This is a genomic window from Micromonospora sp. B11E3 (assembly GCF_039871625.1).
Taxonomy (GTDB): domain Bacteria; phylum Actinomycetota; class Actinomycetes; order Mycobacteriales; family Micromonosporaceae; genus Micromonospora.
In genome coordinates this window covers 16,762-39,832 of sequence record NZ_JBDPMC010000064.1, presented here as the reverse complement: position 1 = coordinate 39,832, position 23,071 = coordinate 16,762, and the positions used below count along the sequence as shown (strand labels likewise).

The 23,071-nt window shown below is 74.4% G+C and carries 22 protein-coding genes and 1 pseudogene; 3 read left to right on the top strand and 20 right to left on the bottom strand.

Features of this window, described 5'->3' with window-relative positions:
- Positions 1 to 151: 151 nt before the first annotated feature.
- Positions 152 to 2,668: an aminopeptidase N gene (pepN, locus tag ABGB16_RS25695; RefSeq protein ID WP_347670655.1), complete on the bottom strand. Its 2,517-nt coding sequence runs from the start codon at positions 2,666 to 2,668 to the stop codon at positions 152 to 154.
- 66 nt (positions 2,669 to 2,734) lie between these two features.
- On the opposite strand from pepN, the gene ABGB16_RS25690 reads away from it, so the two are divergent.
- Positions 2,735 to 2,953 carry a DUF397 domain-containing protein gene (locus ABGB16_RS25690; RefSeq protein WP_013287999.1) on the top strand — a complete coding sequence of 73 codons (219 nt, stop codon included), beginning with the start codon at positions 2,735 to 2,737 and terminating at the stop codon, positions 2,951 to 2,953.
- A 482-nt stretch (positions 2,954 to 3,435) separates the two neighbouring features.
- Here ABGB16_RS25690 and ABGB16_RS25685 read toward each other — a convergent pair whose 3' ends face one another.
- Both ABGB16_RS25685 and ABGB16_RS25680 read right to left on the bottom strand, forming a co-directional pair.
- Positions 3,436 to 3,624 (bottom strand): DUF397 domain-containing protein, encoded by a 189-nt coding sequence (locus tag ABGB16_RS25685; RefSeq protein WP_347670654.1) that lies wholly within the window; start codon positions 3,622 to 3,624, stop codon positions 3,436 to 3,438.
- Entirely contained in the window at positions 3,615 to 4,397 is a 783-nt protein-coding gene (locus tag ABGB16_RS25680; RefSeq protein WP_347670653.1) for a helix-turn-helix transcriptional regulator, read from the bottom strand. The genes ABGB16_RS25685 and ABGB16_RS25680 overlap by 10 nt, the downstream gene beginning before the upstream one ends.
- A 539-nt stretch (positions 4,398 to 4,936) precedes the next feature.
- On the opposite strand from ABGB16_RS25680, the gene ABGB16_RS25675 reads away from it, so the two are divergent.
- Positions 4,937 to 5,182 carry a flavin reductase gene (locus tag ABGB16_RS25675; protein ID WP_347670652.1) on the top strand — a complete coding sequence of 82 codons (246 nt, stop codon included), beginning with the start codon at positions 4,937 to 4,939 and terminating at the stop codon, positions 5,180 to 5,182.
- A gap of 109 nt (positions 5,183 to 5,291) precedes the next feature.
- Here the strand turns inward: ABGB16_RS25675 and ABGB16_RS25670 are convergent, their stop codons facing one another.
- The 10 genes and pseudogenes from ABGB16_RS25670 to ABGB16_RS25625 form a co-directional block, all read right to left on the bottom strand.
- Positions 5,292 to 5,699, bottom strand: a complete 408-nt coding sequence (locus ABGB16_RS25670) for a hypothetical protein (protein WP_347670651.1) — start codon at positions 5,697 to 5,699, stop codon at positions 5,292 to 5,294.
- 159 nt (positions 5,700 to 5,858) lie between these two features.
- Entirely contained in the window at positions 5,859 to 6,317 is a 459-nt protein-coding gene (locus tag ABGB16_RS25665) for a hypothetical protein (protein WP_347670650.1), read from the bottom strand.
- Between the two features lie 138 nt (positions 6,318 to 6,455).
- On the bottom strand, positions 6,456 to 7,364 hold the full coding sequence (locus tag ABGB16_RS25660; RefSeq protein ID WP_347670649.1) for a molybdopterin oxidoreductase family protein: 909 nt from the start codon (positions 7,362 to 7,364) through the stop codon (positions 6,456 to 6,458).
- A 223-nt stretch (positions 7,365 to 7,587) separates the two neighbouring features.
- A pseudogene (locus ABGB16_RS25655) lies at positions 7,588 to 8,196 on the bottom strand (molybdopterin-dependent oxidoreductase); the annotation flags it as partial.
- A gap of 163 nt (positions 8,197 to 8,359) precedes the next feature.
- Positions 8,360 to 8,959 carry an HPP family protein gene (locus ABGB16_RS25650; RefSeq protein ID WP_347670648.1) on the bottom strand — a complete coding sequence of 200 codons (600 nt, stop codon included), beginning with the start codon at positions 8,957 to 8,959 and terminating at the stop codon, positions 8,360 to 8,362.
- Between the two features lie 193 nt (positions 8,960 to 9,152).
- On the bottom strand, positions 9,153 to 10,331 hold the full coding sequence (locus ABGB16_RS25645) for a zinc-dependent alcohol dehydrogenase (RefSeq protein ID WP_347670647.1): 1,179 nt from the start codon (positions 10,329 to 10,331) through the stop codon (positions 9,153 to 9,155).
- Complete coding sequence (locus ABGB16_RS25640; protein ID WP_347670646.1) at positions 10,328 to 10,963, bottom strand: cyclase; 636 nt, start codon at positions 10,961 to 10,963, stop codon at positions 10,328 to 10,330. The genes ABGB16_RS25645 and ABGB16_RS25640 overlap by 4 nt, the downstream gene beginning before the upstream one ends.
- Positions 10,964 to 11,137: 174 nt before the next feature.
- Complete coding sequence (locus ABGB16_RS25635) at positions 11,138 to 11,776, bottom strand: DUF3618 domain-containing protein (RefSeq protein ID WP_347670645.1); 639 nt, start codon at positions 11,774 to 11,776, stop codon at positions 11,138 to 11,140.
- Positions 11,773 to 12,237, bottom strand: coding sequence for a phage holin family protein (locus tag ABGB16_RS25630; RefSeq protein ID WP_347670644.1), 465 nt, complete (start codon positions 12,235 to 12,237; stop codon positions 11,773 to 11,775). The genes ABGB16_RS25635 and ABGB16_RS25630 overlap by 4 nt, the downstream gene beginning before the upstream one ends.
- A 22-nt stretch (positions 12,238 to 12,259) precedes the next feature.
- Positions 12,260 to 13,057, bottom strand: a complete 798-nt coding sequence (locus ABGB16_RS25625) for a hypothetical protein (RefSeq protein ID WP_347670643.1) — start codon at positions 13,055 to 13,057, stop codon at positions 12,260 to 12,262.
- 188 nt (positions 13,058 to 13,245) lie between these two features.
- Here ABGB16_RS25625 and ABGB16_RS25620 point away from each other — a divergent pair, with 188 nt between their 5' ends.
- The gene (locus ABGB16_RS25620) at positions 13,246 to 13,737 is read left to right on the top strand and encodes a DUF4383 domain-containing protein (RefSeq protein WP_347670642.1); all 492 of its coding nucleotides are present in this window, start codon (positions 13,246 to 13,248) and stop codon (positions 13,735 to 13,737) included.
- A 125-nt stretch (positions 13,738 to 13,862) separates the two neighbouring features.
- Here ABGB16_RS25620 and obgE read toward each other — a convergent pair whose 3' ends face one another.
- From obgE to ABGB16_RS25585, 7 genes are all read right to left on the bottom strand, one after another.
- The gene (obgE, locus tag ABGB16_RS25615) at positions 13,863 to 15,317 is read right to left on the bottom strand and encodes a GTPase ObgE (RefSeq protein WP_347670641.1); all 1,455 of its coding nucleotides are present in this window, start codon (positions 15,315 to 15,317) and stop codon (positions 13,863 to 13,865) included.
- Positions 15,318 to 15,406: 89 nt separating this feature from the next.
- Complete coding sequence (gene rpmA / locus ABGB16_RS25610; RefSeq protein WP_347670640.1) at positions 15,407 to 15,661, bottom strand: 50S ribosomal protein L27; 255 nt, start codon at positions 15,659 to 15,661, stop codon at positions 15,407 to 15,409.
- Between the two features lie 11 nt (positions 15,662 to 15,672).
- Positions 15,673 to 15,987 (bottom strand): 50S ribosomal protein L21, encoded by a 315-nt coding sequence (rplU, locus tag ABGB16_RS25605; RefSeq protein WP_347670639.1) that lies wholly within the window; start codon positions 15,985 to 15,987, stop codon positions 15,673 to 15,675.
- 182 nt (positions 15,988 to 16,169) lie between these two features.
- Positions 16,170 to 16,655 (bottom strand): hypothetical protein, encoded by a 486-nt coding sequence (locus ABGB16_RS25600; protein ID WP_347670638.1) that lies wholly within the window; start codon positions 16,653 to 16,655, stop codon positions 16,170 to 16,172.
- Between the two features lie 114 nt (positions 16,656 to 16,769).
- Positions 16,770 to 19,877: an Rne/Rng family ribonuclease gene (locus tag ABGB16_RS25595; protein WP_347670637.1), complete on the bottom strand. Its 3,108-nt coding sequence runs from the start codon at positions 19,875 to 19,877 to the stop codon at positions 16,770 to 16,772.
- A 138-nt stretch (positions 19,878 to 20,015) separates the two neighbouring features.
- The gene (locus ABGB16_RS25590; RefSeq protein ID WP_347670657.1) at positions 20,016 to 20,729 is read right to left on the bottom strand and encodes a TIGR03936 family radical SAM-associated protein; all 714 of its coding nucleotides are present in this window, start codon (positions 20,727 to 20,729) and stop codon (positions 20,016 to 20,018) included.
- A 186-nt stretch (positions 20,730 to 20,915) separates the two neighbouring features.
- Positions 20,916 to 22,907: a TIGR03960 family B12-binding radical SAM protein gene (locus ABGB16_RS25585; RefSeq protein ID WP_347670636.1), complete on the bottom strand. Its 1,992-nt coding sequence runs from the start codon at positions 22,905 to 22,907 to the stop codon at positions 20,916 to 20,918.
- Positions 22,908 to 23,071 lie beyond the last annotated feature (164 nt).

The following is a 23,071-nucleotide window of genomic DNA, read 5'->3' as shown; positions in this document are numbered from 1 at the left end:
GGGCGGGCGCGGAGGGCGGCGAGCCCCCGTCAGGCGGGGCGGGCGCGGAGGGCGGCGAGCCCCCGTCAGGCGGGGCGGGCGCGGAGGGCGGCGAGCCCCCGTCAGGCGGGGCGGGCGCGGAGGGCGGTGAGCCCCCGTCAGGCAAGGCCGGTCAGCCGGCGACGGCGGCGGCCCCGGTGCGGGCGACGAGGGCGCGGCGCAGGTCGTCGTCGGAGTCGACGACCACCCGGCGCAGGCCGGGCGTGAGGTCGTCGCGGGCCAGCAACGCCGCGGCCAGGTCCCGGGTGCGCTGCGCCACGGCGTAGCGGGGGAAGGCGTCGCGCGCGATCTGGTCGGCCATCCAGGGGGTACGCAGCCGCGCGGCCGCCGGCATCTCGGCGAAGTACCGCGCCACGTACCGCTCGGTCAGCTCGGCCTGCTCCGGCTGCCAGAAGCCCAGCGCGGCGGCCTCGACCAGCCGGTTCGACAGCTCGGTGCTGCCCACCACGATCTCCCACGCCGCCGCCTTGGCGGCCGGGTCGGGCAGCGCGGCGCGGCACCGGGCGGCCCGTTCCGCGCCGGTCGCGGTCGGGTCGGCCGCCGCCTCGGCGACGATCTCGTCCGGCCCGGCCGCGCCGAGCACCACCAACCGGCCCAGCAGCGACCAGCGCAGCTCGGCGTCCACGGCCAGCCGGTCGGGCACGCCCCGGCCCGCCAGCCAGCCGGCGAGCAGGTCCGTGTCGGTGGTCGCGCCGATCAGCGCCCGCGCGGCGGCGAGCTGCCGCGACCCGCCCCGCGGGGCCTCAGCCAGCATCCGCCGGCAGGCGTCGGCCAGCGCCGCCAGCGCCGTGTCGCGGCCCGCCGGGTCGAGGTACCGGTCGACGAGCGACCGGGTCGTCCGCAGGACGTCCTCGACGACGATCAGCTCGGGCTCACCGGGCAGCGCGGCGGCCACCAGCGCGACCAGCCCGGCGACCGGCCGCTCCCCGTCGGTGGCCGCGTCCAGCGCCTCGCCCCACAGCAGGGCCCGGGCCAGCGGGTCGGCCAGCGTCGGCAGGACCTGCGGTACGGCGTCCGCCGAGGCCGGGTCGAGGCGGATCTTGGCGAAGGTGAGGTCGCCGTCGTTGGGCAGCAGCAGCCGCGCGGCCGGCTGCCCGGTCAGCCCGGCGAGCACGGTACGGCCACCGTCGGCGTCCGGGTCGAGGTCGACCTCGTCGCGCACGACCGTGCCGTCGAGGGAGTACCGGCCGACGCCGATGCGGTGCGGGCGCAGCACCGGGTGCGTCTCCGGCGCGGTCTGCACGACGGCCGCCGACGCGTACCGGCCGTCGGCGTCGACGCTCACCTCGGCCCGCAGCGTGTTCACCTGGGCCCGCCGCAGCCACCGCTCCGCCCAGCCGGACAGGTCCCGGCCGCTGGCGGCGGAGAGGTTGCCGAGCAGGTCGGCCAGGGTGGCGTTGCCGAACCGGTGCGCCGCGAAGTGGGCGTTCAGCCCGGCCAGGAACGCCTCGTCGCCCAGCCAGGCGACGAGCTGGCGCAGCACGCTGGCGCCCTTGGCGTACGAGATGCCGTCGAAGTTCTGCAACGCGCCGGCCGCGTCGGCGACCTCCTCCGGCGCCACGGGGTGGGTGGACGGGCGCTGGTCGGCCGCGTACCCCCAGCCCTTGCGGCGCATGGCGAACGTCGTCCACGCCCGGTCGAACCGGGTCGCCTCGGCGGTGACCCGGGTGCCCAGGTACTCGGCGAACGACTCGTTCAGCCACAGGTCGTCCCACCAGCGCATGGTGACCAGGTCGCCGAACCACATGTGGGCCATCTCGTGCGCCACCGTGGTGGCCCGCTGCTCGCGCTGGCTGTCCGTGACGGCGGAACGGAAGACGAGGTCGTCGCGGAAGGTCACCAGGCCGGGGTTCTCCATCGCGCCGGCGTTGAACTCCGGCACGAACGCCTGGTCGTACTTGCCGAACGGGTAGCGCTCGGCGAACAGCTCGTGGAACCGGTCCAGGCACTGCCGGGTGACGGTGAACAGCTCGTCGACGTCGGCGTCCAGGTGCTCGGCCAGCGACCGCCGGCACCACAGGCCCAGCGGGATGTCCTGGTGTTCGTCGCGGCGGACGTGCCACGGCCCGGCGATCAGCGTGACGAAGTACGGCGCCAGCGGGGCGGTCGGGGCGAACTCCCAGCGACCCGGCCGGGGGGTGGCGGCCAGCTCGCCGTTGGCCGCCACGGTCCACTCCGGCGGGGCGGTGACCGAGAGCGTGACCGGGGCCTTCAGGTCCGGCTGGTCGAACGCGGCGAAGATCCGCTGGGCGTTGTCCAGGAAGGACATGGCATACAGGTACGTCTCGCCGTCGGCGGGGTCGACGAACCGGTGCAGCCCCTCGCCGGTGTTCGAGTACGTCATCTCCGCCTCGACCATCAGCGTGTTCGCCTCGGCCAGTCCGGACAGCGGCAGCCGGTTGTCGGCCAGCGCGGCAGGGTCCAGGTCGCGGTCGTTGAGGCGTACGGTCAGCAGTCTCGCGGGGCGGATCTCGACGAACGTCTCCGCCCCGGGGATCGCCCGAAAGCGGATCGTGGCGTGGGAGCGGAAGGTGTCGCCGCCGCCGGTCACGTCGAGGTCCACCTGGTAGGACTCGACGGTGATCAGCGCGCCACGCGCGGTCGCCTCTACTCGGCTCAGGCTCGGCATCCGCTTATCCTGCCCGATGGGGAACCACACGCGTTTCCCGTGACGCTTCGCGATGGAGGAAAGACAATGGGTCAGCACCCCAAGGGCGATTTCGACCTCTCCCGGGCGGTTTGGCAGCGGGCCGAGGGCGACACCTCTGAGGGCGCGGTCGAGGTGGCCTTCGTCGACGACCTGATCGGCATGCGCAACTCGGCGGAGCCGGACGGCCCGGTGCTGGTCTTCACCCAGGCCGAGTGGGACGCCTTCGTCGCGGGCGCCCAGGACGGCGAGTTCGACCTGGACTGAACGCCTGGCGCTCGCGCGCCCCCGCACCTCCCTGCGCCGGGCCGAGGCCGGGGCCGAGGCCGGGCCGAGGCCGGGCCGAGGCCGGGCCGGGCCGGGCCGAGGCCGGGGCCGGGGCCGAGGCCGAGGCCGGGGCCGAGGCCGGGGCCGGACCGAGGCCGGGGCCGGACCGAGGCCGGGGCCGGACCGAGGCCGGGGCCGGACCGGGGCCGGGGCCGGGCCGGGGCCGGGCCGGGCCGAGGCCGGGCCGGGCCGGGCCGGGGGCAACCATGTCGGGGACATTGCGCTATCCCAGCGGCGGGATGGCGCAATGTCCCCGACATTGCGCGGGCACGGGCCCAGCTCGCGGGCGCGGGCACGGGCCCAGCTCGCGGGCACGGGCCCAGCTCGCGGGCGCGGGCACGGGCCCAGCTCGCGGGCACGGGCCCAGCTCGCGGGCGCCGGCCCAGCTCGCGGGCACGGGCCCAGCTCGCGGGCGCGGGCCGTCAGGCGCGGGTGAGGCCGCCGACGAAGGCGCGCCAGGCGGTGGGCGCGAAGGTCAGCGTGCCGCCGTCCCGGTCCTTCGTGTCGCGGACGAGGACGACGCCGGGCAGGTTGTCGGCCACCTCGACACAGTTGCCACCGTTGTTGCCGCTGCGGGTGCTCTTGCGCCAGCGGGCGCCGGTCAGGTCCATGATGCGGCCTCTTTGATCCTGTTCAGGGATTCCTGGCGGGGCAGCGCGTCGCCACGGATGCGCTCCCATCTGTGTTCGAGGGTAGCAATGTCCTCGGGTCGGTCGGTGATCTGCGGTTCGAGCTGGCCGTCGGCGCAGGCGACGCGGCCGCCGTCGGGCAGCCCGGCGATGACGAAAGGCCCACCGAGCCCGCCGTACAGCCCGACGCTGGACGGCACGACGTGGATCTGCACGTGCGGCAGCTCGGCGCAGGCCAGCAGGTGTTCGAACTGCGCCGTCATCATCGTGCGCTGGTGCTCGGCCGTCCGCCGGAGCACCGCCTCGTCCAGCACCACGGTCAGCAGCAGCGGCGGGTCGCGGTGCAGCAACGCCTGCCGGCCCAGCCGCGAGCCGACGAGCCGGTCCACGTCGTCCGGTCGCAGCAACTCGCCGGCCAGCGTCGTCCGCGCGTACTCCTCGGTCTGGAGGATGCCCGGCACCCAGGCCGGCTCGTACCAGCGCAGCGAGGTGGCCCGCTGCTCGTCCTCGATCCACTCGCGTAACCAGATCGGCGCGCCCATCTTCTCGAAGAGTCGCTGGTAGATCCCGCCCGTTTGCAGCGCCTGGTCGACGGCCTTGACGTAGTCCACCTTGAGCGGGCGCTGCCCGCTCTCGACGTTGCCGACGTGCGTGCCCGAGTAGTTGATCAGCTTGCCGAACTCGTCCTGGCTGAGCCCGCGCGCGACCCGCGCCGCCCGCAGCTCGCCGACCAGGAACTCCACGCCGTTCTTCACTGTGTCCTCACCGCTCCCTCATTCCTCCTTCAATTCGTGTGGGCTGCCCTCCGCCGCCCGCAGGGCGCCCGGTCACGCACTCAACGTCTCGTTTCGACTTCCGACCGTAACGGCGGGACGTCCAGGCTGGAAGCACGCGACCCGGCTGGTGGAGGCGACGCCCGGCGGCCGGCTCCGCGCGGTGGTCCCGGTCGACCCGAGCCGGGGCCACCACCCCTGATCCCCCCGACAGGAGGAACCCGCATGCCGTTCCGCCTCTGGCGACCGCGCCTCGGCGCGCACCGCAACCCGACCCCGTCCCACCGCTTCCGCCCCGGCTCTACGACACCGCCGCCAGACAGCCGGCCCACCCCGTCGCCAGACAGCCGGCCCACCCCGCCACCTGACAGTCGATCCGTTCCCGGCCAGCGGCGGCCATCCGTCGACTCCCGGAACGCGTCCCCCGCGTGGGCGGGGCAGCCCACCGTCGCGTTTCCCGTCGTCGGGCGCGCCGGATGGCTCACGCCGGCCCAGACCTGGCGGGCCAACAGGGGCCGCTGGTGACCCGGATCGTCCCCCACCAGCCGATGCGGCCGCTCTGGCGCTGCCGCAACTGCGGCGCGGAGTGGCCCTGCCAGCCGGCCCGCCTCGTCCTGCTGACCGAGTACCGCAACGACCGCACCGCGCTGCTCGTCTACCTGAGCACGCTGATGGCCGAGGCCGCCGAGCACCTCGCCGCGCTCAACGGCCACGCCCGCCCGGCCAACCTGCACGACCGGTTCCTGAACTGGGCGAAGGCCCGCTGAGAGCCGGCCGGCCGGTGAACGTTGGCAGCTCAGCTACTCGACACGCCGAGAAAGGTGCGGCTGGGCTGCCAACGTTTCACGGAAGTGAGCGCCGCCCGAGACGAAGCGATCAGTCGCCGTCGCCCCAGCCCAGTCCGCCGAGGCCGGAGGCGTGGTGGAAGCCGGGGTGGCCGGTCACGTCGGCGCAGCGCTCACCGTCCGGGCCACGCGCCCCGCAGAACAGCCGCTCGGCCAGGTGCCAGGCGTCGGCCGGGGAGAACGCGGCGGCGCCGAGCGCCAGCTCGGGGCGCAGCAGGCTCAGCCCCTCGGCGTACGCGACGGCCAGCTCCCGGGCCCGCTCGACGCCGTCGGCCTCGAAGCCGAGGTGGACGGTGAAGTGGCGCGGCGGACGTCGTTGCGGCCGGGACGGGGCGAGGAGCGGGACGTCCGGCCGCCCGACGCCTTCGTTCGCCCGGCCCGCAGCCAGCCCGTTGACCATCAGCCGCTGGCGCCAGTACCCCGACCCGTTCGCCCGCATGTGTCCTCCCCGTCCCGCTCGTGACCTGGCGTCGCCGGGCCGACCGGCGGCCGGCCCGCGAGAAGCAGCCAACCAGCCGCCGGCCGCCCTGGGAGGGGCCAGCAGGAGTCGCGCTGGCCCCTCCCAGGGCGGGCCGACTCGTCGCATGATGGAGGATTTTCAGTCGGCGACCACGAGGGCCTGCGGGGCGGCCTGCTTCATCCGGGTACGCAGCCACTTGAGCTGCGTCGCCGTCTCGCCCTCGCAGGCGCGCACCACGGCCAGCAGCTCCTCGTCGCGGGCCCCGTACGCGGCCTGGCCGATCACCGTCCAGGAGATGTCGCACTCGGCGGCCATCAGGTACACGTCCTGGAGGTCCCGCAGCAGCCCGATGCCGCCCGTCCGGGTGCCCCGGAACAGCTCGGAGTGCAGCCGGTCCGGCTCGGCCGGGGCCTCCTCGGCGTACCGGCGGGCGAACGGGTCGAGCCGCTGGGCGTGCTGCCGGCACTGGGCGGCCAGCCGCTGGCAGAGGTGGTGGACGTCCATCTCGTCGCCGTGCGCGGACGCGACCTCGTCGTACGCGTCGGCGAGCCGGAGCTGGGCCCGGTGCAGCAGTCCGAGGTAGTGCGCCAGGTGCACGTCAGGCCCCTTCCGTCGTCGACGTCGCCTCGGCCGCCGGGCCGCCCACCGTGGCCGGCACGGCCGCGCCCCCCACAGGAGAGCTGCCGCCGACCGTGGGCGCGGGGGCGGGACGCCCGCCCGAGTCGCCCTCGCGGATCAGCCGGACCGCGGCGACCTTGAAGATCGGCTGCTTGGACACCGGGTCCCAGGCGTGATCGTCAGCTCGTTCGCGGCCCGGTCCGGCTCGGCGTCCTTGACGTCCCAGTAGCCGTAGTGGAACGGCACGAAGACCACGCCGGGGCGTACCCCGCAGACGCGGGCCCGGGCGCGGACGACGCCGCGCGGCGACTCGAGCCGGACCCGGTCGCCCTCCCCCACGCCGAGCCGGTCGGCGTCGGCCGGGTTGACCTCGATCCAGACCTCGGGCGCCGCGTGCACGAGCTGGGTGGCCCGGCCGGTCTTCGTCCGGGTGTGGAACTGGTAGACGGTCCGGCCGGTGGTGAGCAGCAGCGGGTACTCGTCGCTCGGCGCCTCCGGCGACGGCTGGTACGGCGTGGCGTGCAGGAACGCCCGCCCGCCCGGCTCCTTCGCGCGGTACTCCTCCGGCAGCAGCTCCGCGCCGGTGGCCAGGTCCTGCCCGTACGTCTCGCAGTAGGCCGGGTCGGTGTTGAACACGCCGTCGGTGTAGAGCCGCTCGGTGCCGTCGGGGTGCTCCGAGTCGCACGGCCACTGGATGCCGCCGCCGCGCAGCCGCTCGTACGTGATGCCGGTGTAGTCGCACGGCCGGCCCCGCGAGCACTCCTTCCACGCCTCGAACGCCGACTCCGGGTCGGACCACGGGATCAGCGGGTTCCCGTCCCGGTCCCGGAAGTCCATCCGGCGCCCGTAGTCGAGGAAGATGTCGAGGTCGGGGCGGGCCTCGCCGGGCGGGTCGACGGCCTTGTCGGAGATGTGCACGGTCCGGTCGACGCTGGTGAACGTGCCGGTCTTCTCGCCCCAGGTGGCGGCCGGCAGCACCACGTCGGCCAGCTCGGCGGTCTCGGTCAGGAACAGGTCCTGCACCACCAGGAACAGCTCCGGCTTGGCCAGGATGCGCCGGACGCGGGCCGGCGGCGGCCGCCACGTCGCGGGCCGGCACGTCGCAGATCTCCGGCACCCGGCGTACGGGGTAGTCCTCGACCACCCGGCACAGCTCCTCGAAGCCGACCGTGTGCGCCCGCACGTACGCCTCGTCGTACCAGCCGCGCCGGATCAGCTCGCACAGCAGGCCGTTGAGCAGGGCGAGGTTGGTGCCGTTGCGGGCGGCCAGGTGCACGTCGGCCTCCCGGGCCACCGGGGTGGCGCGGGGGTCGACGGCGAGCATGGCCGGCGGGTTCGGGCCGCGCCGCCGGTCCAGCATCCGCATCCAGAGCACCGACTGGGTCTCGGCGACGTTGTGTCCCCACAGCGCCATCGCGTCGCAGTGGTCCACGTCGGTGTACGACCCGGGCTGCCCGTCGGTGCCGAAGGACGCCTTGAGCGCGGAGGCGGCGGTGGCGGTGCAGAGCCGCGTGTTGCCGTCCATGTGCGGGGTGCCGATCCCGGCCTTCCCGATCACCGACAGCGTGTAGTACTCCTCCAGGAAGAGCTGGCCGGAGGTGTAGAAGCCGACGTGTCCCCACCCGCCGGGGCCGGCGAGCAGCTCCTTCGAGCGGGCCACGATCCGGCCCATCGCCGTGTCCCAGTCGGTCTCGACGAGGCGGTCGCCCTCGCGCACCAGCGGGCGGCGCAGCCGGTCCGGGCTGTGGTTGGCCTGCCAGCCGTACAGGTCCTTGACGTCGAGGCGGCCGTGGTTGATCCGGTCGGACGCCCGCCCGCGTACGCCGACGATCCGGCCGTCGTGCACGGCGATGTCCATCGCGTCGCCGTTGGAGTGCAGGATCGACGCCGACGGCACCCAGTGGTCGACGTCCGCGTCGGTGTGCCCGTCGGCGAGGAACGTGTCCACCCGCGCCGGCCAGGACTCACCCGGCCCGTACGGGTGCGCGGCCCCCACGGGTCCGCGATCCGGTCCACCACCGTCACTCCTCCCTCCATGTCGCCGCCCGGCCGGAGCCCGGCGCATCGCCCGCCGCCGGACCGGAGTCCGGCGCGTCGGGCGACTGCCACAGCGGCATGTGTCGGCCGGTGGCCCGGTTGAACAGCAGGTCGACCAGCGTCACCAGCACCACGGCCGCGGCCGCGACGACGAGCTGGCCGGGGGTGTGCAGCAGCCCCAGGCTGACGATCAGTGTGGTCGCTCCGGCCGGCGGGTGTGCCGCTTTGAGCAGCACGAGCACCAGCGAGGTGACCGCCAGCGAGCCGGCCGCGGCGACGATCCGGAGCCCGGTGACGCCCTCCTGCAGCGCCGAGGGCCGGTCGGTCAGCCCGGTCGCCACCAGCAGGGCGTACCCGGCGAGCAGGGCGACGAGGTGGCCGATGACCGTGTTGCGGGGAGACGCCTGGGGCTTCTCGGGCTGCTCGACGTGCAGCATGATCGCCGGGCCGAGGCTCGGGAGGAGCCAGGGCTGCCGGGTCAGCAGGGCGACGGTGCCGGCCACCACCACGGCGACGACGGCACCGCCGAACGCGCGCGCACCCTCGGCGGCGGGAGAGGGCGGCTCGTCGGTCTCGTGCGGCATAGCGGCTGATATACCCGGCGCGCGGCGGGCCAAGCCGGGCCGGCGAGGGACCGGCGGCGAACGAAGCGGGCGGGCAGAACCGGGCCCGGGGCGGCCGGCGCGAGACGCCCGGGCCGGCGGCCGACAGGAAGCGGCCGGGCCGGGCCCGCGAGGGGTGGCCGCGGGCCCGGCCCGGAGTCGGGGGCGCGGCCGGTCAGGCCGCCGCCGGGTGCAGGACGGTACGCAGGCAGCCCTCCCTCTTCTGCTGGAACAGCTCGTAGCCGCGCACCCCCTGCTCCAGCGGCAGCGGATGGGTCGCCAGGTAGCCGGGGTCGATCTCGCCGGCGGCGAGCCGGTCCAGCAGCATCGGAATGTACCGCTGGGCGTGCATCTGTCCCATCCGCAGCACCAGCGCCTTGTTCATGGCCGCGCCGAGCGGGAACTTGTCCACCAGGCCGGCGTAGACGCCGACGATGCTCACCGTCCCGCCCTTGCGGCAGGCCATGATCGCCTGCCGGACGGCGGTGGGCCGGTCGGTGGTCAGCCGGGCCGCCTGCTTGGACCGGTCGTACGCGTGGACCGGGCCGACGTCGTGCGCCTCCATGCCGACGGCGTCGATGCAGGCGTCCGGCCCGCGCCCGGCGGTCAGCTCGCGCAGCGCCTCCAACACGTCGGTCCGCGCGTAGTCGATCGTCTCGACGCCCAGCCGGTGGGCGGCCGCGTCGAGCCGCTCCGGGAGCCGGTCGATGACGATCACCCGCTCCGCGCCGAGGAGCTGCGCCGCGCGAGCGGCCATCTGCCCGACGCCGCCGGCGCCCCAGACGGCCACCACCTCGCCGCCCTTGAGCCCGCACAGGTCGGCGGCCATCCAGCCGGTCGGCATGGCGTCCGAGGCGAAGACCACCGAGTCGTCGGGGACGCCGTCGGGGACGCGGAACGCGCCGACGTCGCCGAACGGCACCCGGACGTACTCGGCGTGGCTGCCGGAGTAGCCGCCGGCCGCGTGCGAGTAGCCGATGATGCCCGCCGCGGCGTGCCCCCACAGCTTCTCCGTGAACACGGGCTGGGGGTTGGAGTTGTCGCAGAGCGAGTACTGCTCGGTGCGGCAGTACCAGCAGCCGCCGCACGCCACGACCGAGCCCACGACCACCCGGTCGCCGACCCTGGTCCGCCGTACCCCCGGCCCGGTCTCCACCACCTCGCCCATGAACTCGTGGCCGAGGATGTCGCCCTCGCGCATCGCGGGCAGGAACCCGTTGACGAGGTGCAGGTCGGACCCGCACACGCTGCTCGCCCGGACCCGGACGACGATGTCGCCCTCGGCGCGGACGGTCGGCTCCGGCACGTCGCGTACGGCCAGCCTGCCGACGCCCTCCCAGCACAGCGCCTTCACGGCCGGCCTCCCGTCGCCAGCTTCTGACGCACCCGGTCGGTGGCCAGCTCCTGCGCCGGGGTACGCCCCGACGGGTCGTGCCGCGTCGTGATCATCTGCCCGCACTCGATCAGCGACTTCACCCGGCGCAGCGCGTCCCGCAGCCCCAGGTCGGGGTCGTGGCCGCCGGTCAGGCCGACGAGCCGGCGCACCCACCCCGCACGCCAGCGCAGCTCGGCGCGGATCTCGGTGCCCCGGTCCCGCGGGGCGGGGACCAGCTCGACCCGGCCCTGCTGCGGGTACGGGCCGTCGGTCACCCGCCAGCTCAGCTGGCCCGGTCCGTCGACGGTGAGCTCCGCTCGCCACTCGGTGCCGCCGGCGGGGTCGCTGGCCACGCAGCGCCAACGGTTCGCGTCGAGCTGCTCCAGGGTCGCCCACTCGGCCAGCGCCCGGTCGAGCCGGGTCCGGTCGGTCCAGAAGCCGATCACCGCGGCCACCGGCCGGTCGACGGTGATCCCCCGCCGGACGACGTACCAGCCGTCCCGCCGCTCGGGCTGGTGCCGGCGCCGCCGCCGGGCCACCGTCCGCCCGACGCCGGCGGCGGCGACTGCGGCGGCGCCGAGCAGCGCCCACCTCGTTGCCTTGCTGGTCATACCCGTCTCCTCCACCCGGGCGCCCGGGAATGGACCGCCCGCACCGAGCAGCGCTACCCGGCGACGCCGCCCTGAAACGACAAAACGGAGAAACGGGCCGCGCACGCGGCGGCTCGCGGCCACTCCGACGGGCGCCGGGAGTGGCCGCGAGCCGCGGCGTACGAGGACGGGTGCTCAGCGGCCCACGTGCTGGGCCTGGTCCTTCACGTCGTGCGCGGCGGCGCGGGTGTCGTCCTGCACCGCGTGCACGGCGTCCTGGGCGGTGGCCCGCACCGCCTCCTTGGCGTGCTGCGCCGGCTCGCGCAGCTCGTCCCTCATCTCGCCCGCGAACTCGCCGAGCTTCTCCTGCACGGTCCCGGCGTGCTCGCCGGCCCGCTCCCTGACCTCGGTGGCGAGCCGCTGCTCGCGGCGGGTGGGCGGGACCAGCGAGGAGGCCAGCATGCCGACGCCGAACGCGATGAGGCCGGCGGCGAGCGGGTTGCCCTCGGACTTCTCCCGCAGCACGTGCGGCGCGCGGTGCGCGGCGTCGCCCACCGTCGAGGCCGCCGAGTGCGCCTTGTCGCTCACGGTGGCCGCGGCCGAGGAGGCGCGGTCGGCCACCGCGTGCGCGGCGTGACCGGTGTTGTGGCCGTACTCCGAAGCGGTTCCCATGACCTTGTCCCTCACATTCTGCAGCGCGTTGCGCGCCCGTTCCTTGCGGTCGTGGACGATGCGGCTCGGGCTGACCTTGTACGCCAGGGCGTCCACATCGGTGCTGAGGCTGTTGCGGGTGGCCTCGATCTCGCGGCGGATCTGGTCGGGGTCGGTGCTCATCGGGTCACTCCCTTCGGATGGGGCTTGAGCGCGTCGGGGATCCGCTGGACGCTGTCGCTGGTCCGCGTTAGGCCACGGACGTGCCGGGCGTTCTTCCTGGCCATGGAGTAGAGGACCGCGGCGATCGCGCCCCAGAGGACGGCCACGATCAGGGCCGCCCAGCCGGCGTCCATGACGTTGGACAGCCCCGCCCACAGGGCGATCGACAGGAACAGCGCCACCATGTAGCCGCCGAAGCCGGCGCCGCCGAAGAGCCCGGCGGCCTTGCCCGCCCGCTTGCCCTCCTGGCGGATCTCGGCCTTGGCCAGCTCGACCTCCTGGCGCATCAGCGTGGACAGGTCGGTGGTCACCTGACGCAGCAGCTCGCCGACCGAGCTGCCCCGGACCTCGTCCGCGGTGTGCGGGGCGCCCGCGGGGCGGTACCCGGAGTCCACCCGGGACTCCTGCATCGGCACAGTCATGCCGCCGTCTCCCTTCGGACGCTCACCGGCGGGCGGTGCCGTTGGTCGGCACGCCGGGCAGCGGGTCGGTCTGGCTCACCGGCGGCAGTGGCTGACCCGTGCCGTCCGCCGGGTCGGCGTAGCTGGTGTGCGAACGCGGGTCGGGGTACGCGGTGCCCCGGCCGGAGTAGCCCGGGGCCGGCTCGACGTACGTGCTGGGCGTCGGGTCGAGGTAGCCGCCGGGCGGCGCCTGGTTCGGGACCCCGTTGGAGGCCGGCAGGACCGCCGTGCGCTCCGGGTCGTAGCCGTTGGTCGAGCCGTACGCCGAGTGGGCGCCGCCGTCGGACGTCGCGGCGAGGTTCCTGGTCAGCCGGCCGGCGAGCACGCCGAGCACGGCGGCACCGACGAGGAACGTGCCGGGGTTGCGGCGGGCGTACTCCTTCACCTCGGCCAGGAGCTCGCCGGGCTGGCGCTCCTCCAGCCAGCCGGCCGCGCCGTGCACCCGGTCGGCGGCCTGGTGGGCCAGCTCCGTCACCGGGCCGGCCTGGCCGGAGTTCTGCGCCATCGCGCGCATCTCCTCGGCCAGCGAGCGCAGCCCGCCGGCGGCCCGGCGCTGCTGCTCACCGGCGTGGGTGGCGAGCTGGTCGCGCGTCTCGCCGTACAGGTTGCGGGCCTGCCGCGTCGCCTCGCCGACGACCTCCCGGCCCTGCTCCTTGGCCGTCTGCGCGACGGCGCCGCCCGCGTGGGCGGCCTCCGCGCCGACCTGGCGGGCCTGGTCACGGACGCCGTGGCCGTTGCTCGACTCCTGCCCGTACGTGGGGGAGAGATCTTGGTAGGTCATGATGTCCCTTCCGCTCGCAAACTCGTCGCGGTCGTGCTGGGGGATTTGCCGGCGTTTCCCGCCGCCGGCGTCCTTTGACCTACCCCGCGCCCGGTGTTCCATGCCTGGTTCGTCGTTTCACTGCGCCGTGTGCCGGCGTGAACACAGAATGGAAAATCGCCGGCTTCCGACCGACGGAGGTGACATCGATGGCGCGTAACCGGTACGGCGGGGCGCCGGCGGGGCCGAAGCCCGCGGTGCAGTTGGCCGCCGCCCTGGTGGCCGCGGTGTTCCTCCTGATCGGCGTGCTCGGGTTCGTCCCCGGCGTCACGACGGGGTACGACGACATGACGTTCGCCGGGCACACCTCGGGCGCCAAGCTGCTCGGGGTCTTCCAGGTGTCGATCCTGCACAACGTGCTGCACCTGCTCTTCGGGCTGGTCGGGCTGGTGCTGGCCCGCAGCGTCGCCGGCTCCCGGCTCTTCCTGGGCGGCGGCGGCGCGATCTACCTGGTGCTGTGGCTGTACGGCTTCGCCATCGGCTTCTCCGCCGAGCACAGCGTGGTCAACTTCATCCCGCTCAACGGCGCGGACAACTGGCTGCACCTCGGGCTCGGCTTCGGCATGCTCGCCATGGGGCTGCTGCTGTCCCACGGCGCCGGCACCGGCGAGCCGCTGGACACCCCACCCGACCGGCCCTGACCACGCCCTGCCCGGGCCTGGGAGTGAGGAAGGGCCCCCTGCCAGTGCCTACGTACGGCACAGCAGGGGACCCGTCTCGATGCCACCGGCGCCCGGGACTCGGGCGGGGCGCGCCGCGCGGCCGGCTACTCGTCGAGGTCGGCGTCGGTCTCGGCCGCGGCCTCCAGCTCGTCGGCCGGCCGCTGCCGGCGGGCCTTGCGCGCGGCGAGCCGCTCGGCCGCCCTGGGCCGGGCCGACCTCTCCTCCAGCCGTACGTCGGTGCCCCGGTTGCCGGGGATGAACTCGACGCCCGCGTAGACGGTCGGCTGCCAGTCGAACTCCCGGTCGCCGATCCGCACCAGGTCGCCGGGGTGCGCCCCCGCCTTGGCCAGCGCGTCCTCGACGCCGAGGCGGGCGAGCCGGTCGGCCAGGTACCCGACGGCCTCGTCGTTGTCGAAGTTCGTCTGCCGCACCCAGCGCTCCGGCCGCACGCCCCGGACGGTGTACGAGCCGTCCTCCTCGGCCTTGATGACGAAGCCGGCGTCGTCGACCGCCTTCGGCCGGATCACGACCCGGGTGGGCTCGGCCGGCGGGGCGGCGGCGCGCGACTGCTCGACCAGCTCCGCCATCGCGTACGTCAACTCGCGCAGCCCCTCCCGGGTCGCCGCCGACACCTCGAAGACGCGCAAGCCCCGGGCCTCCAGGTCGGGCCGGACGATCTCGGCGAGGTCCCGGCCGTCCGGCACGTCGACCTTGTTCAGCGCGACGAGCCGGGGCCGGTCGGCCAGCCCCCCGTACTCGGCCAGCTCGGCCTCGATGGTGTCGATGTCGGCGAGCGGGTCGCGGCCGGGCTCCAGCGTGGCGGTGTCGATCACGTGGACGAGCACGGCGCAGCGCTCGATGTGCCGAAGGAACTCCAGCCCGAGGCCCTTGCCGGTGGCCGCGCCCGGGATGAGGCCGGGCACGTCGGCGACGGTGAAGGTCGCCTCGCCCGCCTGGACCACGCCCAGGTTCGGCACCAGCGTGGTGAACGGGTAGTCGGCGATCTTCGGCTTGGCCGCGGAGATGACCGAGATCAGCGAAGACTTGCCGGCCGAGGGGAAGCCGACGAGGCCCACGTCGGCGACGCTCTTCAGCTCCAGCACCACGTCGAGCTGGTCGCCGGGCTCCCCCAGCTCGGCGAAGCCGGGCGCCTTGCGCCGGGCGTTGGCCAGCGACGCGTTGCCCCGGCCGCCCCGGCCGCCCCGGGCCGCCTCGAAGGTGGTGCCGGCGCCGACCATGTCGGCCAGCACCTCGCCGTCCGGGGTCTGCACGACGGTGCCGTTGGGCACCTTGATCACCAGGTCGCGCCCGTTCGCGCCGTCCCGGTTCGAGCCCGCGCCGCCCCGGCCGTTCTCGGCCTTGACGTGCGGGCGGAAGTGGAAGTCGAGCAGGGTGTGCACCTGCGGGTCGACGACCAGCGTCACGCTGCCGCCGTGCCCGCCGTTGCCGCCGTCCGGCCCACCGAAGGGCTTGAACTTCTCCCGGTGGATCGAGACACAACCGTGCCCGCCGTCGCCGGCCCGCAGGTGCAGGACGACCCGGTCCACGAACATCGTCACGTCGTCAATCCTTCCAGCGAGGCCACCCCCGCACGAGAAAAAGCGAAGCGGGCCGGGACCCGAGGTCCGCGGCCCGCTTCGCCGGCAGGCTACTGCTGCGGCACGATGCTGACGGTCTTGCGACCGCGCTTGGTGCCGAACTGGACCGCACCGGCCGCCAGCGCGAACAGCGTGTCGTCGCCGCCACGGCCGACCAGGTCACCGGGGTGGAACTTGGTGCCACGCTGACGGATGATGATCTCACCCGCGCTGACGACCTGACCACCGAAGCGCTTCACGCCGAGCCGCTGGGCCGCGGAGTCACGGCCGTTACGCGAGCTGGACGCACCCTTTTTGTGAGCCATCTGAGGACGACCTACTTCCCGCTGGAGATGCCGGTCACCTTGACCTGGGTCAGCGGCTGGCGGTGACCCTGGCGCTTGTGGTAGCCGGTCTTGTTCTTGAACTTGTGGATCCGGATCTTCGGGCCCTTGGTGTGCGCGGCGATCTCGCCGGACACCGAGACGTTGGCGAGCTTGGCCGCGTCGGTCACCAGGTCGTCACCGTCGACGAGGAGCACCGCGGTGAGCTGCACCGCGTCGCCGGGGGCACCGGCGAGCTTCTCGACCTCGATCACGTCGCCCTCGGCGACCTTGTACTGCTTGCCGCCGGTCTTGACGATCGCGTACATCGGAGGCGGACTCCCTGTCGTTGAGGCTGCTGGCGGTCGTTCCCTCGGCGGCTCGCCGGGTAGCAGAGGCACGGCGGCGCGGGCACGCGGGAACTCGGCACACAAAAGTGCGCCGCAAGATAGCCTACGCCATCGGTGGGTCGACGCCCAAACCGGCCTCCCCGTTCCGACTGCCGCCGGTCTCAGCAGAGCTGGTCGAGGCGCTGCTGGAGCCGGTCCAGCTCCTCCTCGTCGATGGCCTCCACGTCGGTGCCGAGCATGCCGACCTCGCTGGCCAGGTCGGCCAGGAGCGTACGCAGCTGCGGGTCGGTGGCCCGGCTCGACTGCTGCCGCAGGGCGGCCCGCCAGCCGGCCAGCGCCGCCTCGGCCCGCCCACGGGCGGCCTCCGCCGTCGCGCTGTCGTTCGCGCCGACCGCCCCGAGCATCGCGCCCAGCTCCGCCACGTACGTCCGCACGGCGGCCTCGGTCGCCTGCTGGGCCGCGGCGCAGACCTCCGGGCCGTTCCCCCCGGCGGGAGCCGGTGACCCGCCGCCCGCCCCCGGTGTGGCGCCGGGCCCCGTGGACCCGGCCTCGACGGCGACACCGTCGGAGCCGGCGCGCTCCGGGGAGCAGGCGACGCCGCCGGCCAGGGCGGCCACGGCGACGGTGAGGGCGAGCAGACCACGCATACTTCTCTCCTGACCGGGGTGGCGATCGTAACCGGCCGCGGGACGCGACAGGACCCCTTCCGCCGTGCTGTTGCCGGGAAAGGGGTCCTGCGAAACGCGCGGCTGGTCAGCCGGTCACGGGCGGGTACGCCGGCGGGCGCCGCCGCGGCGGGACCGGCGCCGGCCCAGGGCACCCTCGCCGCCCTCGCCGCCGTCGGCGTCGTCGCCCAGGGCGTCCGGGTCGTCGGCCCCGGCGAGCCGGGCGGACTCGCCCCGCTGGCTGTCCGCCACGGCCGGGGCCGCCGCGGTGTCCGTCTCGTACCGGGACAGGTCGTAGCCCATCGTGTCGTGGTAGTCGTCCGCCACGGCGGCGGGGCCGCTGTCGGTGGGGGCCTCGACCACCTCGACCACCGTGCGCTCCGGGGCGGCGCTCTTGCGGGCCCGCCGCCGGGACGCCGTCGCGGCGACCTGCTCCGTCGGGGCGGGCGGCGGGACGGCGGAGGCGACCGCCTTGACCTTCTCCCCCGCGCCCTGGCGCGGCTTCTCCGGCACGGGCTCGGTGTGGATCACCACGCCACGGCCCTTGCAGCAGTCGCAGGTCTCGCTGAACGCCTCCAGCAGCCCCGCGCCGATCCGCTTGCGGGTCATCTGCACCAGGCCGAGCGAGGTGATCTCGGTGACCTGGTGCTTGGTGCGGTCCCGGCCCAGGCACTCGGTGAGCCGGCGCAGCACCAGCTCGCGGTTCGACTCCAGCACCATGTCGATGAAGTCGATCACCACGATGCCGCCGATGTCGCGCAGCCGGAGCTGGCGGACGATCTCCTCGGCGGCCTCCAGGTTGTTCCGGGTGACCGTCTCCTCGAGGTTGCCGCCCGCGCCGGTGTACTTGCCGGTGTTCACGTCGACCACGGTCATCGCCTCCGTCCGGTCGATCACCAGGTGACCGCCGGAGGGCAGGAAGACCTTGCGGTCGAGGCCCTTGAGGATCTGCTCGTCGATCCGGTACTCCGCGAAGACGTCACTGGTGCCGACGTACCGGCGCAGCCGCGGGACCAGGTCCGGGGAGACGTGCGAGAGGTACGACTCGACCGTCCCGTACGCCTCGTCGCCCTCGATCACCAGCTCGCGGAAGTCCTCGTTGAAGAGGTCCCGCACGACCCGGATGACCAGGTCCGGCTCCTCGTAGAGCAGCACCGGGGCACCGCCCTCGGCCGCCTTGGCCTGGATGTCCTCCCACTGGGCCTGCAACCGCTTGACGTCGCGGGCCAGCTCGTCCTCGCTGGCCCCCTCGGCGGCCGTCCGCACGATCACGCCCGCGCCGTCCGGGACGAGCTTCTTGAGCACGTCACGCAGCCGCTTGCGCTCGGTGTCGGGCAGCTTGCGGCTGATGCCGGAGGCGTTGCCGTTCGGCACGTACACCAGGTGCCGGCCGGAGAGCGCGATGTGGCTGGTCAGCCGGGCGCCCTTGTGCCCGATCGGGTCCTTGGTGACCTGCACCAGCACCGAGTCGCCGGACTTGAGCGCCTGCTCGATCGAGCGGGCCCGCCCCTCCAGGCCGGTGGTGTCCCAGTTGACCTCGCCCGCGTACAGGACGGCGTTGCGGCCGCGCCCGACGTCGACGAAGGCCGCCTCCATGCTCGGCAGGACGTTCTGCACCTTGCCGAGGTAGACGTTGCCGGCCATGGTGCCGGAGGAGTTGCGGCTGACGTAGTGCTCGACCAGCACGCCGTCCTCCAGGACGGCGATCTGGATGCGGTCGCCGCGCTGGCGCACCGCCATCACCCGGTCGACCGCCTCCCGCCGGGCCAGGAACTCCGACTCGCTCAGGATCACCGGCCGGGTCCGCCGCTGCTCCCGGCCGTCCCGGCGGCGCTGGCGCTTGGCCTCCAGCCGGGTCGAGCCGGAGACGCCCTGCACCTCGTCGACCGCCCGGCGCGGCTCGCGGATCTTCACGACCGTGGGGACGCCGTCCTCGGCGGTGCCCTCGATGTCCCCCGCCCCGCGCCGACGCCGACGCCGGCGGCGACGGGTCATCCCGTCCCCGGTCTCCTCGCCCTCTTCCTCGCCCTCGACCTCGGCGGCCTCCCCCTCGGCCTGGACGGCCTCCTCGGGCTCCTCCTCCTCGGCCTCCTCGGCGCCGCCCTTGCCCCGGCCGCGGCCGCGGCGGCCGCGGCGGCGGCGACGCCGGGCGAGGGTCTCGTCGTCTTCTTCTTCCTCCTCCTCGGCGGTCTCCTCCGCCTCGGCGGTGGGCTCCTCCTCGGCCGCCACGATCTCGACCGGCTCGGCCTCGCGGCGACCCCGCCGGCGCCGGCGGGGCGCCTCCGGCAGCTCCTCGGCGGGTTCCTCCTCGCTCGCGAGGGGAACCACGACCCGGGTGTGCTCCTCCGGCTGCGGGGCCATGAAGAGAACGGTCGGCGCGGACAGGGCGGCACGCCGCCGCCGCGTCTTCGGCGCGGGCTCCGCTGCAGGCTCGGGCGCAGGCTCGGCGCCGGTGACGGCCGCGCCGGGCGACACCTCGCCGGGGCGGTTCGCCGTGCCGTCGGGGGCGGGCTGGGCGGCGGCGGCCTCCGGGGAACCGGGGACCTCCTCCGTACCGATGGTCTCCTCGGCCTCCCCCGCCGCAGGCTCCTGCCCGTCGGCGGCCGGGACGCCCGGGGCCGGCTCGGCGGCCGGCAGCTCGGCGGCGCCGGCGGCCTGCCCGGCGCTGGGCTCGGGCGCCTCCGGCGCCTCGACGGCCGGCTCGGCCGGGACCTCCGCGGCGGGCGCGGCGGCCTTGCGGCGGCGGGTCCGGGTCACCTTCACGGGGGGTACGACCTCGTCGGACGCCGGCTCGGCGCCGGCCGCCACGACCGGCTCCTCGGTGGCCTTCGCGGTGGTCGCCTTGCGGCGGCGGCGCGTGGTCTTCGGCGCCTCCTCCAGCTCGCCGGCGACGGGGGCGAGCACCTCGGCCTGGGGGGCCTCCCCGCTGGTCGACCCGGCGCCGGTGGACGCCTCCACCGGGGCCTCGGTCTGCTCCGGCTGGTTCAGCGGGGCCCGCCGACGGCTGGCCCGCTTCCGCGCCGGCGCGGCGGGGGCCTCGGCGGCCGGGCCCTCCGCGCCGGTCGCGGCGCCGATCGGCGCCGTGCCCTCGCTGGTCGAGCCGCCGGCGGCGGCCCCGCCGGCCTCGGTGGTGTTACGGTCAGCGGCCTCGTTTGCCGGCTGTGAGCCGGTCCGTTCGCCGCCCTCGGGCTCGTTCTCGAGCATGGACGTTCTCCAGTTCTGGCTGCCCCGGGCGCGGGTGAGCGCTGCCACGCAGGGTCGCCGCAAAAGTGTTTCCGCCGGGCGCGCGGAACGCGCGACCGCCGAAGTCTGCCTGCCCGAGCGCTGACCGTCGGTCAGCGCTCATCCGATGGTTGCCCCGCCGCGGTCCGCGTCCAACGGATCCACGATCGCGCCCTGCGCGGTCAGCGTGCCCTGCGCCAGCCGGATCACCCGTGGGGAGACCGGCGGCTCCAGGTCGGCCACCACGCGGAGGCCGGAAAGGACGTCATCGGGTCGTACGGACGGGGTGACCTGCCGCACGACCAGTTCGAGTATCGCACACGGTACGGCCACCGCCCCGGAAGGTGTCTCCGGAGCGGACACGACATCGATCCGCATGACCGCTGCGCGGGCGTCGAAGGTGCGCCGGCCCTGCTTGGTCATGCGCTCGACCAGCACCTCGTCGGCGACGGTGAAGGCGGCCACGGCCCGCTCCAGCGCGGCCGCGTCCAGTTCGGGCAGCTCGATCCGCCAGTACGACGCCTCGATCCGGTCGGCGAGGCTGCCGCCGCCGGCGACGACGGCGTCGAGCACGTCGAGGCCGGGCGAGAGCGCGGCGTCCAGCGCCGCCCGGAGCTGGCCCGGGTCGACCGGCTCACGCAGGCCGATCTCCAGGTACTCGGCCTCGCTGGCGACCCCCGTCGGGGCGGCGCTGGCGTAGGAGATCTTGGGGTGCGGGGTGAAGCCCTGCGAGAAGGCGACCGGGACGTTGGCCCGGCGCACCGCCCGCTCGAACGCCCGGGCGAAGTCGCGGTGCGAGGTGAACCGCAGCGGCCCACGCTTGGCGTACCGGATTCGGACCCGCTGGACGACCGGGGCCTGACCGCCCTCCGGCTGTGGTTTCTTACTGATCGTCGTGCTCCTCGGAAGTCATCACCGGTTGATCATGGGGTCATTGTCGCGACAGGGCGTGACGATGACAACACCTCGGCGACCAACACGGTGCGCGGCGGACGGCGCGGGGCCGCCCGCCGCCGGGCGTCACTGTTGGGCGCCGGTGGGTACCCGCAGGCCGGTGCCGTTGATCGGGGTGAGCGGAAGCAGCTTCTGACCGGTGGGCCCGATCTGGATCTCGGTGTCCATCGACGGGCAGACGCCGCAGTCGAAGCACGGGGTCCACCGGCAGTCGTCCTGCTCGTACTCCGACATGGCGTCCTGCCAGTCCTGCCAGAGCCAGTCCTTGTCCAGGCCCGAGTCCAGGTGGTCCCAGGGCAGGACCTCCAGCTCCTCGCGCTCCCGGGTGGTGTACCAGTCGAGGTCCACGCCGAAGGCCGGCAGCACCTCCGCCGCGGCGTCCACCCAGCGCTGGTACGAGAAGTGCTCGCTCCAGCCGTCGAACCGGCCGCCGTTCTCCCAGACCCTCCGGATCACCGCGCCGACCCGCCGGTCGCCCCGGGACAGCAGGCCCTCGATCAGCGACGGCTCCCCGTCGTGGTACCGGAAGCCGATCGCCCGACCCAGCGAGCGGTCGGCGTTGATCGCCTGCTTGAGCAGCCTGAGCCGGCCGTCGATGACCTCCGGCCGCTCCATCGGCGCCCACTGGAACGGCGTGTGCGGCTTCGGCACGAACCCGCCGATCGAGACCGTGCAGCGGATGTCCTTGCTGCCGGTGGCGGCCCGGCCGGCCCTGATCACCTCGTGCGCCATGTCCGCGATCTCCAGGACGTCGGCGTCGGTCTCGGTGGGCAGGCCGCACATGAAGTACAGCTTCACCTGCCGCCAACCGTTGCTGTACGCGGTGACCACGGTGCGGATGAGGTCTTCCTTCGACACCATCTTGTTGATGACGCGGCGGATCCGCTCCGACCCGCCCTCCGGCGCGAAGGTCAGGCCCGTGCGCCGGCCGTTACGCGACAGCTCCTGGGCCAGCTCGATGTTGAACGCGTCCACCCGGGTCGACGGCAGCGACAGCGACACGTTCGTGCCCTCGTACTGCTGGGCGAGGCCGGAGCACATGTCGCCGATCTCGGAGTGGTCGGCCGACGACAGCGACAGCAGGCCCACCTCGTGGAAGCCGGAGAACTCCAGCCCCTGCCGCACCATCTGCCCCACGGTGGTGATCGAGCGCTCCCGCACCGGGCGGGTGATCATGCCGGCCTGGCAGAACCGGCAGCCCCGGGTGCAGCCCCGGAAGATCTCCACCGCGTACCGCTCGTGGACCGTCTCGGCCAGGGGCACGAGGGGCTTCTTCGGGTACGGCCAGGCGTCCAGGTCCATCGTCGTGCGCTTGTGCACCCGGAACGGCACATCCGCCCGGTTCGGCACGACCCGCTGGATGCGGCCGTCGGGCAGGTAGTCCACGTCGTAGAAGCGCGGCACGTACACGCTCTCGGTGCGGGCCAGCCGCAGCAGCAGCTCGTCCCGGCCGCCCGGGCAGCCCTCGGCCTTCCACTCCCGGACGATCGCGGTGATCTCCAGGACCGCCTCCTCGCCGTCGCCCAGGACGGCGGCGTCGACGAAGTCGGCGATCGGCTCCGGGTTGAACGCGGCGTGGCCGCCCGCCACGACCACCGGGTCGGCGTCGGTGCGGTCGGCGGCGAGCAGCGGAACGCCGGCCAGGTCGATCGCGGTGAGCAGGTTGGTGTAGCCCAGCTCGGTGGAGAAGGAGACGCCGAACACGTCGAAGTCGCGCACCGAGCGGTGGGCGTCGACGGTGAACTGCGGCACGCCGTGGGCGCGCATCAGCCGCTCCAGGTCCGGCCAGACCGCGTACGTCCGCTCGGCGAGCACGTCGGGCAGCTCGTTGAGGACCTCGTAGAGGATCTGCACGCCCTGGTTCGGCAGGCCGACCTCGTACGCGTCGGGGTACATCAACGCCCACCGCACGGTCGCCGACTCCCAGTCCTTGACGACCGCGCCCAGCTCGCCACCGACGTACTGGATGGGCTTGGTCACCTGGGGCAGCAGCGCTTCGAGCCGGGGCCAGACGGACTCGCCCGCGGCGGGCCGCGGCGTGGTGGACGGGACGCTCATGATGCCCAAGGGTACGCGGCCCTCCGGCGCCGGCCCTCAAGGGCACAACTTCACTGAAGATGCTGACTCAAGCGCCACGCAGGGCGCAGTTTCAGCGAACTTGTTCGGATCTTGGGCCAGCTGTTCCGTGTCGCCCGGAGCCGTGCCGGGAGTCCTCGGCCGAC

Coding starts and splice junctions, on each gene's coding strand:
- pepN (WP_347670655.1), bottom strand. CDS start 2,668: ATGCCGAGCCTGAGCCGAGTAGAGGCGACCGCGCGTGGCGCGCTGATC.
- ABGB16_RS25690 (WP_013287999.1), top strand. CDS start 2,735: ATGGGTCAGCACCCCAAGGGCGATTTCGACCTCTCCCGGGCGGTTTGG.
- ABGB16_RS25685 (WP_347670654.1), bottom strand. CDS start 3,624: ATGGACCTGACCGGCGCCCGCTGGCGCAAGAGCACCCGCAGCGGCAAC.
- ABGB16_RS25670 (WP_347670651.1), bottom strand. CDS start 5,699: ATGCGGGCGAACGGGTCGGGGTACTGGCGCCAGCGGCTGATGGTCAAC.
- ABGB16_RS25650 (WP_347670648.1), bottom strand. CDS start 8,959: ATGCCGCACGAGACCGACGAGCCGCCCTCTCCCGCCGCCGAGGGTGCG.
- ABGB16_RS25640 (WP_347670646.1), bottom strand. CDS start 10,963: ATGACCAGCAAGGCAACGAGGTGGGCGCTGCTCGGCGCCGCCGCAGTC.
- ABGB16_RS25635 (WP_347670645.1), bottom strand. CDS start 11,776: ATGAGCACCGACCCCGACCAGATCCGCCGCGAGATCGAGGCCACCCGC.
- ABGB16_RS25630 (WP_347670644.1), bottom strand. CDS start 12,237: ATGACTGTGCCGATGCAGGAGTCCCGGGTGGACTCCGGGTACCGCCCC.
- ABGB16_RS25625 (WP_347670643.1), bottom strand. CDS start 13,057: ATGACCTACCAAGATCTCTCCCCCACGTACGGGCAGGAGTCGAGCAAC.
- ABGB16_RS25620 (WP_347670642.1), top strand. CDS start 13,246: ATGGCGCGTAACCGGTACGGCGGGGCGCCGGCGGGGCCGAAGCCCGCG.
- rpmA (WP_347670640.1), bottom strand. CDS start 15,661: ATGGCTCACAAAAAGGGTGCGTCCAGCTCGCGTAACGGCCGTGACTCC.
- rplU (WP_347670639.1), bottom strand. CDS start 15,987: ATGTACGCGATCGTCAAGACCGGCGGCAAGCAGTACAAGGTCGCCGAG.
- ABGB16_RS25600 (WP_347670638.1), bottom strand. CDS start 16,655: ATGCGTGGTCTGCTCGCCCTCACCGTCGCCGTGGCCGCCCTGGCCGGC.
- ABGB16_RS25595 (WP_347670637.1), bottom strand. CDS start 19,877: ATGCTCGAGAACGAGCCCGAGGGCGGCGAACGGACCGGCTCACAGCCG.
- ABGB16_RS25585 (WP_347670636.1), bottom strand. CDS start 22,907: ATGAGCGTCCCGTCCACCACGCCGCGGCCCGCCGCGGGCGAGTCCGTC.